This is a genomic window from Rosettibacter firmus (genome assembly GCF_036860695.1).
Classification (GTDB): Bacteria; Bacteroidota; Ignavibacteria; order Ignavibacteriales; family Melioribacteraceae; genus Rosettibacter; species Rosettibacter firmus.
On the sequence record NZ_JAYKGJ010000003.1, the window covers coordinates 108,633 to 125,002 of the forward strand.

Consider the following 16,370-nt stretch of genomic DNA (forward strand, 5'->3'; position numbering starts at 1 on the left):
AAGTTAATCAACTTTAATATTATTCCGAATCATTATTTCTTTCCATGTTTCATAATCCAATTCTTCCGATTCTTCTACAAGCATTACCGGGATATCATTTTCTATTCGATACCTTCGTCTTGTATTTTTATCTGTAGAAACAAGATAATTGTTGTCAAGAATTAAATTTGCTTTTGAAACAGGACAGCATAAAATTTCTAACAGTTCTTTAGATATCATTTTTATCAAATTAGATTATGAAAATGTTACTTTGAAAAGTCAATTAAAAAGAAATTGACTTTTCAGGAAAATCACAATTGAATTCTTTTTTTTGCTTCTTCAGCTATTTCAGCAGAAACTAAAATTCTTCCACAAGACTCACATGAAAAGATTCTTTTATTCTGTTTTATTTCAAGTTGTCTCTGTGGTGGTATAACATTATGGCAACCAGAACAAGCAGAACGTACAACAGTTACAACTGCTTTTCCACCTAATGCTTTTCTAATTCTCATATAGCTTGCATAATCCTGTTTACGAACCTTAGCAGCAACTTTTTCTCTTTTCTCTTTGAGTTTTAGTTCTTCACGTTCGTTGGCTTTTATTATTTGTTTTAATTCAGCTTCTTTTTCTTTAAGTTCTTTTGTTAATGCATTGAGCTGGGGTTCAATTTCGGCAATCTCAGCTTTTAATTTTTGTACAAGATCTTCCAGAGCAATACTTTCAGTTTCCAGCTTTTCTATTTGAGCTTCTGTATGATCGATTTCTTTTGTTAATGCATCGTATTCTTTGTTGTTTCGTACCTGATAAAGTTGACTCTTAAATTTCTTTAAGTTTGCTTTAAGTCGTTCTACATCTTCATCATTCTGTTTTCGCTTTTGCAAAGATCTTTTTTTCTCTGCTTCTTTAGTATCGATCTGCTCTTTAATTGTATTGATTTGTGCTGTAAGCTCATTAACAATAGCTGGAAGATCGCCTCTTAAATCCTCAAGCTCATCGAGTTGATCATCAATAAGTTGAAGCTCGTAAAGTACCATTAATCTTTCTACCAATTTATTACTCCTTAATGTTTATAAAACTTTATTGGATTAGTACTTTTATTATATTTATAAACTTTTAAATTGCTTTTTTTTCCTATGAAATTTTCTATTTTTTTCTTAACAGCGTCCAATATTAAAACTTCGGTTTCATAGTGACCTGCATCTATTAACATTATTCTATTATTAGCACTATGAAACTCATGATATTTTATATCTGCTGTTATAAAAGCATCTGCTCCAGAATTTATTGCGTCATCTATCAAACTCGCACCAGATCCACCACACACAGCAACTTTATTAATCACTCTATTTTTTCCGTTACAATATTTTATAGCTTCTGTATTCAAAGATTTTGAGATGTGATACAAAAATTCATTTTCGTCCATCTTATTTTCAAGATAACCTATTGCACCTGCACCATAATTTACATTTTTATTTTTTACATGATAAATATCATAAGCAGGTTCTTCGTATGGATGAACTTTTAATATTGCAGAAATTACATTGCTTAGATTCCATTCATCAACAATAAATTCGAGACGAATTTCTTCAACTTTTTCAAAAACATTTTTTGATCCAATTGCTGGATTTGTTTTCTCTGAACCTTTAAAAGTTCCTTCACCTTTAATTCTAAAACTACAACTGGAATATTCACCAATTATTCCAGCTCCTGCAGAAAATGCAGCATTTGAAACCTGTTCCAAATAATTTTCTGGCACAAAAACCACAACTTTAAATTGATTTGCTTCTTGATTTTTAAGAAAACATATATTTTTAAGTTTTAATCTCTTTGCTAATTCAAAGGAAACCCCATCTTTGACAAAATCCAGATTGGTATGGGCAGAGTAAACCGTAATGTCATGTTTAATTATTTTTTCAATTAATTGTGAAGTTTGGTTCGAATGAAAATCCAATTTCTTAACTGGATTAAATAACAAAGGATGATGTGTGAATATAAAATTACAATTTTTATTTATTGCATCTTTAAGGACTTCGTCCGTAAGCTCAAGACAAATCATTATATTTTTAATTCTGTTACCCCGTGAGCCAATTTGAAGTCCCACATTATCTTTTTCCCAAGCGGCTCCACGGGGAAACCAGCTTTCAAGATATTCTGTTAATTCTTCAGCGCTCATATATAAAAAAAATGCACCCCATTATAACTGGAGTGCATTCCATTAAATACTTCCTTGAATAACTTGGTAAATATTTTTATACTTTTTTTTGAATAATTGTCCATATACCTATTCAAAATATATAATAATGAAATAAGAACTTCAAGAAGGAGATTAAAAATCTCCTCTCTCAACCCATTTACCATCAGCTTTGATTAAATCAATAAGCTCGTTTATAGCATTTTCAGATGGAATATTTCTTTTTACTATCTCTTTCCCTCTATACAAAGTAATTTTATCTGGACCAGAACCAACATATCCATAATCAGCATCTGCCATTTCTCCCGGTCCATTCACTATGCAACCCATAATTGCAATTTTAACTCCTTTTAAATGTTCTGTTTTTTCTTTGATTCTATTTGTTACTTCGATTAAATCAAATAAAGTTCTTCCACACGAAGGGCAGGCAATATATTCAGTTTTAGTTATTCTTACTCTTGCTGCCTGTAGAATTCCAAAAAGTGTTTTATTAATAAATGAAACATCAATATTATTTGAATCTTTACTTTCAAAAGTAATCCATACACCATCACCAAATCCATCTATTAACAGAGCTCCCAGATCCGTAGAAGAATAGAGTAACAATTTCTCTTGATTGATATTTTGATAATCCCTTTTAATTATTACCGGATTTGTGATATCTCTTAAAATAAATTCAAAAAATATTCTTCGTTGTTCAGCCATGCCATGGAGATTATTGGTTTCAACAATAAATACTACTGTTCTATTATTTTTTATTTTTTCAAAAGCTTCAGAAAAAACATCATTGATTTTGATCTTAACAAAGTTAATTTCTTCTGAATGTAAATCTGCATTTAAAAATTCTTCAATTGAAGAATAAAGTGGTATACTATTCAATTTATTAGTAACATTTATCCATTTACTATAATCATAAATTAATTTAAGATTAGCAGGTATTTCAATTTGAAAATCTTTATTCCCGGTGTAAATAAAATCTGCAACTGTATCATTTAAAAACCATTTATCTATTTTAGCAGAATAATTATATCCAGCTTTTTTTATGGTAGAGTAAGAAATTTCTTCCTTACTGAAATCCAGTATTACTCTTGGGACATTTTTACCGCCAATATTTGAGACTTCAAATGTTTCTCTTTTATTGTAACTAAATGGATCTATTGGAATATCTTCTATTTCAATAATTGGCGAGTGTTTTTCTCTCTCTTTATATCTATCTACAAGTATTTTGGCAACAGGTACTTCGAATTCAGGTTCTTCTGCCAGCGAAACTCGAATTGTATCACCTAATCCATCTTCGAGCAAAGTGCCAATTCCTACTGCCGATTTTATTCTTCCATCCTCTCCAAAACCAGCCTCTGTAACTCCAAGATGCAATGGATAATTCATTCCTTCGCTTTCCATTTTATTTACCAGAAGACGATAAGCTTCAACCATAACCAGTGGATTACTTGCTTTCATCGAAAGTACAATTGAGTGAAAATTTTCTTCGTTGCATATTCTTAAAAATTCCATTGCAGATTCTACCATTCCTAAAGGTGTATCACCATAACGACTCATAATCCTATCTGAAAGTGAGCCATGATTTGTCCCAATTCTCAAAGCAGTTCCATATTCTTTACAAATCTTTAATAATGGTATAAACTTCTCACGGATTCTTTCTAATTCTTCTTCATATTGTTTATCGGTATATTCAATAATTTGAAATTTCTTTTTGTCAACAAAATTTCCGGGATTAATTCTTACTTTTTCTACAATTCGAGCAGCTACTTCAGCTGCATTTGGTGTATAGTGTATATCGGCAATTAATGGTGTATTAAAACCACGTTTTCTAAGTTCATTTTTTATATTTAATAAATTTTTTGCTTCATTTATACTTGGGGCTGTAATTCTAACATAATCACAACCAGCTTTAATCATACGTATAGCCTGTTCAACTGTTGCAATAGTATCGAGTGTATTTGTGGTTGTCATCGACTGGATACGAATAGGATTGTTTCCACCAAGCGGGACTTCTCCAATATATACTTCTCGTGTTTTATATCTTGAATATTGAGTAAGACTATTACAATATTTTTTTATTGATTGAATTTTATTTATCATATTAAAAAAACAAATAAATTAAATAAGTAGTTCTAAGATCTTTTAGATAATTCATATAAAAATTTAGAAACAAATTCTGGTGCAGCTGAAGGATCTCTTCCAGTAATAATATTTTTCTCTATTACTACTGGTTCATTTTTGAATTCTATTCCTTCTTTTTCTAATTCATGCTTATCATCAGGATAACATGTAGCTTCTTTTTTAATAATACCTGCCTTTGCCAGAATTATTGGTGCACTACATATTGCTCCAATAATTTTATTGCTTTGATTAAAGTTTTTTGCGATTGTATGAAGTATTTTATTATTCCAGTAATTTCTTACTCCTTTTCCACCAATAAAAATAATCCCACCAAAGTTATTTTCATGAACATTATAAAGAAGAATATCATTTTTGACTTTTAAATTATTAGAACCAATACATAACGAATTAGTATCCGATGCAATAAATAATTTTTTACCATCACTTAATAAAGCTTTCGATATTACCAGATATTCCTGCTCATTAAAGTCTTGAGCTGGTAGGATTAAAAGGATACTGTTTTTTACCAAATAGAAATGACTCACCATAATTTTCAAATCGAAAATAATAATATTAATTTTGATGAGCAATCTTGTTTCCTACTATTAATTAATAATAAGTTTTAAAATGTAATATTTCTTTATTTTATACTGGAGCGTTTTATTGAAAATTTCAGAACAAAAAATAGAAGAGATTCGTTCTGCCGTTGATATTGTTGATATTATTTCTGGTTATGTACATTTACGCAAAAGGGGGAAAAATTTTGTTGGCTTATGTCCTTTTCATCATGAGAAAACACCATCTTTTACTGTAAGCGGCGAAAAACAAATTTATCATTGTTTTGGATGTGGAGCTGGTGGTAATGTATTTAAGTTTTTAATGGATTTTAAAAATATTTCTTTCAAAGAAGCAGTTGAAGAAATTGCTGAATATGCAGGCATAAAAATACAATATGAAAAATCGGAATTAACTGGAATACAAAAAGAACTTGAAGAGCTTTATGAAATTAATGTATTTGCTGCACGATATTTTGTAGAAATATTAAATAAAAGTCCAGATGCAGAAGAAGCACGTCTATACTTAAAAAAACGAAACATAAAACCACAAACACAAAAAATATTTGGAATTGGTTTTGCTCCATTTGGCTGGGATAATTTTTTAAAAGCAGCAAAAGACAATGGCATAGATCTAAATAAAGCCAGAGCACTTGGCTTAATTGATATAAACGAAAAAGGTGAATATTACGATAAATTTCGTGGAAGAATCATCTTCCCTATTTTCTCACCGAATGGTAGAGTAATAGCCTTTGGTGGAAGAATTCTTGTCGAAGGCGAAAATGTTGCAAAGTATCTTAATTCTCCAGAATCTCAAATTTATTCTAAAAGAAAATCACTCTATGGACTTTTTCATTCAAAAGAAGAAATCAGAAAACTCGATAAAGCAATACTTGTTGAAGGCTATCTGGATTTAATTTCACTCTATCAAGCAGGTATAAAAAATGTTGTTGCTTCTTCTGGAACTTCTTTAACTGAAGAACAGGTACAGTTGTTATCAAGATTTACAAAAAATGTTGTTTTATTATTTGATGCAGATGTTGCTGGTCAAAAGGCTTCACTTCGAAGTATTGAGATATTATTGAAACAGGATTTTGATATTAAAATAATGACACTCCCTAAAGGCGAAGATCCAGATTCTTTCATTAATAAATTTGGTAAAGAGAAATTTGAAGAATTAATTTCATCTGCAAAAGATATTGTTGAATATCAAACTTCTCAATATGAATCAGAAGGAAAATTTAATGATCCTTCTACTGCAACTATGGCTATTCGAGAAATTGTTAAAACTCTGGCTCTTGTTAATGATGAATTAAAAAGAAGTCTTCTAATAAAATCAATAGTAAAAAAATTTGGATTAAGAGAAAGAGTAATAGAAGATGAATTAAAAAAATTCCTCGATTCTCAACAAGGAAAAACTATACCTCAGAACTTAAAAACTACTTCTTCAAATATTATATATGAAAATAATATTTCTTCATTTGCAGATATAACAAATATATCTTCGTATGAAAAAGAAATTATAAGATTACTATACAGTGGAAACGAGAATATTGTAGAATATATTCTTGAAAAAATTAGTCCAGATCATTTTACCAATCCCGATCTAAAATATTTGGTTAATCTTGTTGTCGAAGGATATAACGATAAAAATATATCACCAGCATATTTAATCGATAAGATTACAAATGACAGATTAAAGAATTTTATTTTCAAGCTTACAATGACCGAAGAAGCAATCAGTCAAAAGTGGGATGAATTCTCTTTAAATGGCAAAATAGAAAAAGATTCTCTTGAATATGCAATAGAAACTGTGCTTAATTTTTTGATTTATCAAATTGAACAAGAAATCAAATCGAATATCAAAATAATGGAAAATACAAAAGATGAACATTTACATATAGAACTACTTAATAGGAACAAGGAATTATTAAACGAAAAAAAAATATTACTTAATCAAAAAGTAAAAAAATGAATCCTACTCTTTACGAAATAAACATTAGAACATTCCTGAAACGCTTCGGCAAAAGTGCAAAATTAAATGAGATATCAGAAGAATACTGGAATTATTTCATACAAAAGAAATTTGATTACATCTGGCTAATGGGCATATGGAAAACAAATAAAAGTGTAATAGAAAAATATTGTTTTGAAGATTATTTAATTCAAAGCTATCAAAAAGCATTAAAAGACTGGAATAAGAATGATGTTATTGGCTCACCATATTCGATAGATATTTATGAAGTCAATCCAGAAATTGGAAATTTTGATATGCTTCTGGAATTAAAAAACTTTCTAAATAAAAACAACATTGGATTAATACTTGATTTTGTACCGAATCATTTTAGTGCAGAAAGCCAGTTGATTAAAAAATATCCATCATTTTTTTTAAGTGTCGATAAAGACACATTTGAAAAAGATTCAAATACATTTTTTAAACCTTTTGAAGATTGCGAAAAATATTTTGCTCACGGTCGCGATCCTTTTTTTCCAGCATGGAAAGATACCATTCAGGTAAACTATTTCAGTAAAGATGTCCGTGAATACTTCAAAAAAATATTAATTGATTTAAAAAAATATTGTGATGGCGTAAGATGTGATATGGCAATGCTTGGATTAAATAATGTATTTAAAAGTACATGGGCTGGAGTAATAGAAAAAAGTAACTCAGATACATTAACTACAGAATTCTGGAGCGATATTATTTCTACAGTTAAAAAAGAAAGAAATGATTTTTTATTCATAGCAGAAGTTTACTGGAATCTTGAGAAAGATTTACAACAACTTGGATTCGATTATACTTACGATAAAAGCATACTCGATAAACTCAAATCTGGCAGTGCACTCGACATTAATGATCATCTTACTATGGATAAAGAATATCAATATAAATCTGTGCGATTCATTGAAAATCATGATGAAGAAAGAGCAATAGTATCATTAGGAAAAGAGAAATCAAAAGCTGCAGCAGTAATAATTAGCACAATTCCAGGTATGTGTTTATTCCATGATGGACAATTTGAAGGGAAAAAAATTAAATTGCCATTACAACTGGGTCGTGAGCCAGAAGAACAGATACAATCTGACTTAAAGGAATTCTATGATAAGCTCCTTGATATCAAAAGTTATGACATTTTTAAAAAAGGAAACTGGAAACTACTTTCAACTTTACCTTCGTGGGATGGAAATCATACTTTTACTAATTTATTAGCATGGCAATGGAATTTAAATTCTGAAAATTGTCTTGTGGTTGTAAACTTTTCGAATACAACTTCTTCTTGTAGAATTAAATTAGATGTAAGAAATTATCCCGAGACATTTGAGATTAGAGATGAGCTCAATAAGCAAACTTATTTTCGTTCTTCTGAAGAAGTTTATCACCAGGGTTTATATATAGAATTAAAACCATATCAAGCACATATATTTTTTTATTAAATAATTTGTTTAAAAAATGGTAAGTGATAAAGAAAAGTATAGTATAATAAATTGAGAAAAAATTATTCTATCTTTTTACCAGTCTTCTTTTCATAAGTTTTAATTAAAGAATCCAGTAAAACACTATTCTGAACTGGTTTAGTAATAAATAAATCGACACCTGCGTTATAAGCATTGTCTTTATCTCTTTGAAAAGCATGGGCAGAAAGACCAACAACAGGAATATCTTTGGTTTCTTCTGATTCACGTAATTCTTTTGTCAATTGTAAACCATCTTTTCTTCCTCTTAGAGAAATATCCATTAAAATAATATCAAATTTTTTCTCGTTCATTTTTTCATAAAAAGTTTCGGCAGAATCACAAACATCTACCTCGAACTTTCGTTTTAAAAACAACTGAAGAAATTTTTGATTTTCAAAATCATCTTCTACTATTAATAATCTTGGTTTATTTTTATCATTGATTTCAGACATAACTATGTTCCCTAATAAGTTTATAATCACTAAAAATTTACGAAACTAAGATAAACATTTCAAATAAACATATAAAGTGATTTTACACAAAGTATTAAAATAAACCGATTAAGATTTTTTGAATATAACTGTAAATGTTGTACCAATATCTTTTTTACTTTCAACAAAAATTTCTGCATTATTTATTTCGCAATATTTCTTAACAAGTGCTAATCCTAAGCCACTTCCCTCAAATCTTCTTGTATATCCCTGTTCTTCCTGTGTAAATGGTTGAAATAATTTTGGAATAAATTCATTACTAATCCCTATTCCTGTATCTTTTACTTTAATTACAAGATTATTCTCATCATTTCTATCCACAGTCACTTCTACACAGCCTTTTAAAGTATACTTAATTGCATTATCAATTAGATTTGAAAATATTTGTGTTATACTATAATCATCTGCAAAAAGCTCTAAATCTTGTGTGCTATAAACAATTGAAAAATCTAAGCCCTTTTCTTGAGCAATTAATTTGAACTCGGATTCCAGTGGTTCCAAAACATCACTCTTAATATTTATTGTTTTAAAACTTGTTTTATAAGATCCTGATTGAATTGCAGACATATTTAAAATCAGATCAATCGTTCTAGTGATTCTTTTGGAAGCCATATCAATACTATCAAAACTTTGAAGCAAATCTGATGATAATTTATCTTTAATTTCTTCTTTTATAAAATTACAGAAACTAACTATAACATTAAGCGGGGTTCTAATTTCATGTGACATTTGCGCAAGAAAATATGTTTTAAGTTTGTCTGCCTGTTCAGCTTTTTCTTTTGCAATTATTAATTCTTCCTCAGCTAATTTCTTTGTTGTAATATCTTCTGCTGTTCCTTCAAAATATGCAATGCTACCATCATGGTTTTTATATGCTCTTGCGTTTTCTCTAATATAAATTATTCTTCCATCCGTTCTTTTCCATTTCTGTTCAAATCCATAAACATAACCTTCTTCCATCATTATATTTAAGAACAAATCGCGTGTACCTTTTTCAGCATAAACTTCATCCATTTTAATTTTTGATTGTGCTTCTTCGAGAGAATCAAAGCCAAGCATCGAAAGAAAAGCTGGATTAGCAAGAAGCAATTTCCCATCGGGAGTAGTTCTATATACACCAATAGTAAGACTTTCATAAATATTTCTGAATCTCTCTTCACTTTCTTTCAATTTTTCTTCAGCAATTTTTCTATCGGTTATGTCAAATGCAGTTCCTATAGCAGCAATTTCTCCTTTATAGTCAATTAAAGTAGAAGTAAATGTAATCCATTTTTCTTTACCATCTTTTGTAAGAATTTTAAAATCATAGCTCGAAGGAACATCTTCTCCTCTTTGACGTGCCAATCCTCTTTCTTTTATTAATTCTCTATAATCTGGATGAACAACTTCCCAGAAATTCATATTCAATAGTTCTTCTTTTGAATATCCAGACAATTTTTCTGTTGCTGTATTTACATAAACAAACCTAGCTCCTTGATAAATAAAAATAGCAGTATTAGTCGATTCAGCTAATTTTCTGAATTTTTCTTCGCTTTCTCGTAGATTTTCTTCAGCTATTTTTCTTGCTGTGATATCTCGAGCTATCCCTTGAATAGCAACTAGCACTCCCTTTTCATCATATATTGGAACGTTCGTTTGTTCTGTCCATATAATTTGTCCATCTTTTCTGATACATCTAAATTCCACGGGTTGGGTGGAAATTTTATCTTCAAAGAAAGATTGTAAATTTGGAAGATCATCGGGATGAACAATTTTAATCCCAAGCATAGGATCAGAATAATATTCTTCTGGTGTATAACCTACAATTTTAGTTACTGAAGGACTAATATATTCGAATCCAAGACTGGGTTTAATTCTATAGACAAAAATTAAATCGCGTGATCTTTCTGCAATAAATCTAAATTTCTGTTCGCTTTCTTTAAGAGCTCTCTCTACTTCTTTAAGCTGTGTAATATCCTTAGAAATAATTGTTACAGCAACAGTTTCGTTTGTTTGTGGATTTTTTACAGGGCTTAATGTTCTAATAAAATATCTCCCATCTCTATTACTTTGATATTCATAAACCATTGAAATTCCAGTGTTGCATACTTTTTTAATTTTTTCTTCAAAATCTTTTGAGCCTTCTGGAGTATGGAAGTCACTATACGGTCTGCCTACTACATTTTTTAGCGTCTCACCAAGTCTTAACAAATATCTCTTATTCATATGGAGATATTTACATTCCTTATCAACAAGATATATAGCATCTTCGCTTGATTCTATAAGTGTAGAATACATTTCAACATTTTGTTTTAGTGTTTCTTCTACTTTTTTTCTTTCTCTTTCATTTTCAATGTATTCAAGTGAATACGATAAATCCATCGTAAGTTCTTCGAGTAACTTTATTTCTTCTTCGTCAAAGAAATTTTCTTTATTTGAATATAAATTAAAAACACCAATATACTCACCAAACATCCTAATAGGGAATGAAGCAAATGAATTAAATCCATAGTTTCTTGCAATTTGATGACATAGTCTTGTTCTTCTATCTTTCAACACATTATTGGATATGAATGATTTGCCACTTTTTATTACTCTATTAATTTGCCATAAATTTCTGAGTGTTTTTAAATCTTCTTCAAATTGTTTCATTAATTCATCATTAAAGCCATAAGCGGAATTTATGTAATAATTATTTTCAAACTTTTCCTTTAATATTATACAAGACAAAGTAAAATTCCCCACTTCAACTGCAATACGATTAATTGCATTAAAAATTTCATTTGGTTCGTGTGTTGTAACCATCTTATGATTTATCTCGCTTAGCATCCTATAAGTACGAGTCAATTTTTGAATCTTTTCTTCAGCAATTTTCTTTTCAGTAATATCTTCAATTGCAAGGAGTATTAATTCTGTTTTACCAGTATCTCTATAAATTCTACGAGCATTAAGTAACATTGTTTTTTTACCAATTCGAGGGAAATCGTGCTCAACTTCAAAATCACTAAACGAAGTATTTTGAGGTAATATCTTCTCCAATAATTCTTTTAATGCTTGAATATTCCATTGTTGATTTCCGAGGTGATATAGAGATTTTCCAATAGTTTCATCTGGTGAAGTTTTGAATGTCAAATAAAAAGATTTGTTTGCAGCAACAACTTTCATTTTAGAATCAAGTACAAGAAGTGGTTCTCTAATTGTTGCAATTATACTTTCTGCAAATATTTTAGCTTCTTCAATTTTTCTTTGAGTTTCTCGCTCTTTTGTTTGATCTCTAAAAACAAGAACAACCCCAATAATTTTTCCTTCTTTATCTTTAATTGGTGAACCACAATCTAATATTGGTATTTCATTTTTATTTTTCGATATTAAAATTGTATGATTGGCTAATCCAACAACAATACCTTCTCGTAAAACTCTTTTTACAGGATTTTCAACTTTTTTACGAGTATACTCATTGACAATATTAAAAATTTTTTCAAGTGGTTTCCCCTTAGCTTCTGATTCTTTCCAGCCTGTTAATTTCTCAGCTACAGAATTCATCATTACAATCTTACCTTTCGCATCAGTTGATATAACAGCATCTCCAATACTATAAAGTGTAGCTCTTAACTGTGATTCAATGTTTATCAATTTTTGAGTTGTATCTAAATGTTCAGTTATATCTTGAATAATTACAAATACACAATTCTGGCTTTCATAAACAATTTTATGAGAAGCAACCTGAACATTTATAAGTTTCCCGGATTTTGTTTTATGGTTCTGGTTGGTAAAATTTTTCTTGTTACTTATTTCAAAATTTTCTTTGGTAGGATAAAGGTGTGTAAATTTAATTTTTAGAAATTGATTTTTATTATAACCATATTTTCTTATAGCAGCATTATTAACATAAAGAATCTTGCATGAATTAATATTGTAAATAATTACTGGTAATGGGAAAAAATCGAATAAAGATTTAATAGATTCTTTGCTTAGGGTATTATTTAGTTTTTCTGCCTTTCCACCTAGCATGCATACACCCCTAGTTTATTTTTAATATATCAGGTTCTTACAAAGAACATTAACAGTTTTTAGAAGCTAAAATTAAAAGTAAAATTTATAAATCTTCTTAATAAACTTTTAATTAATTAAAAATACAAGATTTCCTTAATAAATAAAATAAAAAAGAACACAACAGCATTTCTACTAAATCATATTACTAATTACATTTTAATAACATTGTACGTTTGAATAGAAACGACTGACGGGATAATTTAATTACAAAAACTGCTGGTGAAAGTTTAAAGAAGTAATATTACTTCATCAACTTTTTGGAAGTAATAAATTTCGTTGTAACTGTGATTAGAATTATCAAAAGTTAACAATGCAAAATATTTTATTCAGATAAAGTATTATTAATATTCATCCCAGCTTTTAGCTTCTAATTGCAAAGGATTTTTATTTACGAGTGCTTCAGCCAATCTCATCGCAAGTTGTCTATTTGTAATTAATGGTATTTTAAAATCGACTGCAGTTCTTCTTATTAAATAATCATTTGTTAACTCTTCTTCCTGGAAATTTTTAGGAATATTAATTACAAGATCAATTTTGCCAGCTTTTATAAAATCAACAGCATTGGGACTTTTACCATTTAATGGCCAATCAAGAGTTTCAACAGGAATTCCATTTGATTCCATAAATTTTGCAGTACCAGGTGTTGCATAAAACTTAACTCCACATTTCAATAGCTGTCTAGTTGATTCAAGAAGTTCAGATTTAGATTCAATTGTACCGGAAGAAATCAAAATTGATTTTATAGGAAACTTATATCCCACTGCTGTTAATGCTTTTAAGAATGCTTCGTCAAAATCATTACCAAGGCATGCAACTTCTCCAGTTGAAGCCATTTCTACTCCAGTCGTAGGATCAGCTCCTTCTAGACGGGTAAATGAGAATTCTGGTGCTTTCACTCCAACATAGTCATAATTAAATGTTAGATCATCTTGCTTTTCAACTTTTTTACCTACAATTACTTTAGTTGCTAAATCAATAAAATTAATCTTTAATGTTTTTGATACAAATGGAAAACTTCTCGATGCTCTAAGGTTACACTCAATTACTTTCACTTTATTATCCTTTGCAAGAAATTGAATATTAAAAGGACCATTTATGTTAAGAGATTTTGCAATTGCAGCTGAAAATTTTTTAATCTGTTTCATTGTTTCAAGATATGTTCGTTGTGCAGGTAAAACAAGTGTAGCATCTCCAGAATGCACACCAGCGTTTTCAACGTGTTCAGATATTGCAGAACAAATTATTTCTCCATTTTGAGCAACCGCATCAAATTCAAGTTCTTTTGCGTTAACAAGAAATTTTGAAATTACAACAGGATGTTCTGGAGAAACATCAACAGCTTTTTGCAAATATCGTGTAAGTTCAACATCATCTGTTGCAATTGCCATAGCAGCACCGCTCAAAACATAAGATGGCCTTACTAAAACTGGATAACCAACTTTGTTAGCAAATTGTAATGCATCTTGAATAGTATTTAATTTACTCCATTCTGGTTGTTCTATGCCTAATTGGTCTAATAATGCAGAAAATTTGCTGCGATCTTCTGCAGTGTCAATTGATTTAGGAGATGTACCAAGTATTTTCACACCAATATTATGAAGTTTAAGAGCAAGATTATTAGGTGTTTGTCCCCCCATCGAAACTATTACACCGCGAGCTTTAATAGTATCATAAATTTCCCAGATTGTTTCTGTTGTTAATTCTTCAAAGAATAATGCATCGGATTCATCATAATCTGTGCTAACGGTCTCTGGATTACAATTTATCATAACAGTCTTATATTTTAATTCTCGTAAAGTTTTAACAGTATTTACACAACACCAATCAAATTCTACGGAACTACCAATTCGATAAGGACCAGAGCCAAGAATAATTATGCTGTCTTTAAGTTTAAAATCAAAATCGTGAGCAGAACAGTTATAAGTAAGATATAAATAATTTGTTTTAGCAGGGTACTCAGCTGCAAGTGTATCAATATGTTGAATAAAAGGTCTAATATTATATTTTCTTCTTAATAAATAAATATCGTGAGCATCTTTATTCAATATATTTGCAATTTGTCTATCAGAAAATCCATGTTGTTTTGCTTCGAGTAAAAGTTCTTTTGTTAATTTATTAGAAGCTGCAATTTTCTTTTCTATCTCTACAATATTCTGAATTTTATATAAAAACCATTTATTGATATGTGTTAATGAATGAATCCAGTCAACAGAATAACCTTTCTTAAATGCCTGAACAACAGCAAACATTCTTTCTTCTGTAGGATGACTTAATGCTTCTTCTAAATTATCGAATTCAATTTTTGTTCTACTTGCTGTCAGACCTTCCACACCAATATCGAGCATACGCATTGCTTTTTGAATAGCTTCTTCAAATTTTCGACCAATTGCCATAACTTCGCCAACAGATTTCATTGAAGAACCGATGTTACGTTTAACAAGTCTAAATTTTTTCAAATCCCACCGAGGCACTTTTACAACAATGTAATCCAGTGCGGGTTCAAAAAATGCTTTTGTAGTTTTTGTAACTGAATTCGGTAATTCATGCAAACCATAGCCGAGTGCTAATTTTGCAGCTACAAATGCCAGTGGATATCCTGTTGCTTTAGAAGCCAGAGCAGAACTTCTTGATAATCTTGCATTAACTTCTATAACACGATAGTCTGATGAATTTGGATCGAGTGCAAATTGTATATTACATTCTCCAACTATATTAAGATGACGAATTGTTTTTATTGCAACTTCTCTTAGCATGTGATATTCATAATTCGTAAGAGTTTGACTAGGTGCAACAACAATACTTTCTCCAGTATGAATTCCCATTGGGTCAATATTTTCCATATTGCAAACTGTGATACAATTATCATAGCGGTCACGAACTACTTCATATTCAATTTCCTTCCAGCCTTCAAGATATTCTTCTACAAGAATTTGTGAAGAATATGACAATGCTTTTGTAGCCAGTTTTTTAACTTCTGTTTTATTTCTACAAATTCCAGAGCCCAATCCACCAAGTGCATAAGCAATTCTTATAATAACAGGGAATCCTATTTTCTTTGCATATTCAATTGCATCTTCAACTGTTGTAACAGCTTTGCTCTGAGGAAATTTTACATTTATCTCAGAAAGTTTATTGCAGAATAATTGTCTATCTTCTGTATTCTCGATTGCTTCGATTGGAGTTCCCAATACTTTCACTTTATATTTTTCAAGAATTCCTTCACGATAAAGTGCAAGACCACAATTCAAAGCAGTTTGTCCACCAAAACCAAGAAGAATACCATCAGGTTTTTCTTTTGCAATTACTTTTTCTACGTAGTGTGTATTAATCGGGAGGAGATAAACTTTATCTGCAAGATAATCTGATGTTTGAATTGTAGCAATATTTGGATTAATCAGGATTGTAAAAATCCCTTCTTCTTTTAATGCTTTTATAGCTTGTGAACCTGAATAATCAAATTCACCTGCTTCACCAATTTTTAACGCAGAACTTCCTAAGATTAATACTTTTTTGATTTTCATTTCTCCTTTTATTAACCAATTTTTT

General features: G+C 29.7%; 10 protein-coding genes. 2 read left to right on the top strand and 8 right to left on the bottom strand.

Annotated features, from left to right (window positions below):
- Positions 1 to 3 precede the first annotated feature (3 nt).
- From VJY38_RS10860 to VJY38_RS10880, 5 genes are all read right to left on the bottom strand, one after another.
- Complete coding sequence (locus VJY38_RS10860; RefSeq protein ID WP_353680729.1) at positions 4 to 219, bottom strand: Trm112 family protein; 216 nt, start codon at positions 217 to 219, stop codon at positions 4 to 6.
- 71 nt (positions 220 to 290) lie between these two features.
- Positions 291 to 1,028, bottom strand: coding sequence for a zinc ribbon domain-containing protein (locus VJY38_RS10865; protein WP_353680730.1), 738 nt, complete (start codon positions 1,026 to 1,028; stop codon positions 291 to 293).
- 11 nt (positions 1,029 to 1,039) lie between these two features.
- Positions 1,040 to 2,152 carry a Nif3-like dinuclear metal center hexameric protein gene (locus tag VJY38_RS10870; RefSeq protein ID WP_353680731.1) on the bottom strand — a complete coding sequence of 371 codons (1,113 nt, stop codon included), beginning with the start codon at positions 2,150 to 2,152 and terminating at the stop codon, positions 1,040 to 1,042.
- A 153-nt stretch (positions 2,153 to 2,305) separates the two neighbouring features.
- Positions 2,306 to 4,270 (bottom strand): (E)-4-hydroxy-3-methylbut-2-enyl-diphosphate synthase, encoded by a 1,965-nt coding sequence (gene ispG / locus VJY38_RS10875; RefSeq protein WP_353680732.1) that lies wholly within the window; start codon positions 4,268 to 4,270, stop codon positions 2,306 to 2,308.
- Positions 4,271 to 4,302: 32 nt separating this feature from the next.
- The gene (locus tag VJY38_RS10880) at positions 4,303 to 4,821 is read right to left on the bottom strand and encodes a DJ-1/PfpI family protein (RefSeq protein WP_353680733.1); all 519 of its coding nucleotides are present in this window, start codon (positions 4,819 to 4,821) and stop codon (positions 4,303 to 4,305) included.
- Positions 4,822 to 4,954: 133 nt separating this feature from the next.
- Here VJY38_RS10880 and dnaG point away from each other — a divergent pair, with 133 nt between their 5' ends.
- Both dnaG and VJY38_RS10890 read left to right on the top strand, forming a co-directional pair.
- On the top strand, positions 4,955 to 6,820 hold the full coding sequence (gene dnaG / locus VJY38_RS10885) for a DNA primase (protein WP_353680734.1): 1,866 nt from the start codon (positions 4,955 to 4,957) through the stop codon (positions 6,818 to 6,820).
- The gene (locus VJY38_RS10890) at positions 6,817 to 8,280 is read left to right on the top strand and encodes an alpha-amylase family glycosyl hydrolase (protein WP_353680735.1); all 1,464 of its coding nucleotides are present in this window, start codon (positions 6,817 to 6,819) and stop codon (positions 8,278 to 8,280) included. The genes dnaG and VJY38_RS10890 overlap by 4 nt, the downstream gene beginning before the upstream one ends.
- 62 nt (positions 8,281 to 8,342) lie before the next feature.
- Here VJY38_RS10890 and VJY38_RS10895 read toward each other — a convergent pair whose 3' ends face one another.
- From VJY38_RS10895 to carB, 3 genes are all read right to left on the bottom strand, one after another.
- The gene (locus VJY38_RS10895) at positions 8,343 to 8,753 is read right to left on the bottom strand and encodes a response regulator (protein WP_353680736.1); all 411 of its coding nucleotides are present in this window, start codon (positions 8,751 to 8,753) and stop codon (positions 8,343 to 8,345) included.
- Positions 8,754 to 8,861: 108 nt separating this feature from the next.
- Positions 8,862 to 12,782: a PAS domain S-box protein gene (locus VJY38_RS10900; protein ID WP_353680737.1), complete on the bottom strand. Its 3,921-nt coding sequence runs from the start codon at positions 12,780 to 12,782 to the stop codon at positions 8,862 to 8,864.
- A gap of 383 nt (positions 12,783 to 13,165) precedes the next feature.
- Positions 13,166 to 16,345 carry a carbamoyl-phosphate synthase (glutamine-hydrolyzing) large subunit gene (gene carB, locus VJY38_RS10905; RefSeq protein ID WP_353680738.1) on the bottom strand — a complete coding sequence of 1,060 codons (3,180 nt, stop codon included), beginning with the start codon at positions 16,343 to 16,345 and terminating at the stop codon, positions 13,166 to 13,168.
- Between the last annotated feature and the right edge of the window lie 25 nt (positions 16,346 to 16,370).

Coding starts and splice junctions, on each gene's coding strand:
- VJY38_RS10860 (WP_353680729.1), bottom strand. CDS start 219: ATGATATCTAAAGAACTGTTAGAAATTTTATGCTGTCCTGTTTCAAAA.
- VJY38_RS10870 (WP_353680731.1), bottom strand. CDS start 2,152: ATGAGCGCTGAAGAATTAACAGAATATCTTGAAAGCTGGTTTCCCCGT.
- ispG (WP_353680732.1), bottom strand. CDS start 4,270: ATGATAAATAAAATTCAATCAATAAAAAAATATTGTAATAGTCTTACT.
- VJY38_RS10890 (WP_353680735.1), top strand. CDS start 6,817: ATGAATCCTACTCTTTACGAAATAAACATTAGAACATTCCTGAAACGC.
- VJY38_RS10895 (WP_353680736.1), bottom strand. CDS start 8,753: ATGTCTGAAATCAATGATAAAAATAAACCAAGATTATTAATAGTAGAA.
- VJY38_RS10900 (WP_353680737.1), bottom strand. CDS start 12,782: ATGCTAGGTGGAAAGGCAGAAAAACTAAATAATACCCTAAGCAAAGAA.
- carB (WP_353680738.1), bottom strand. CDS start 16,345: ATGAAAATCAAAAAAGTATTAATCTTAGGAAGTTCTGCGTTAAAAATT.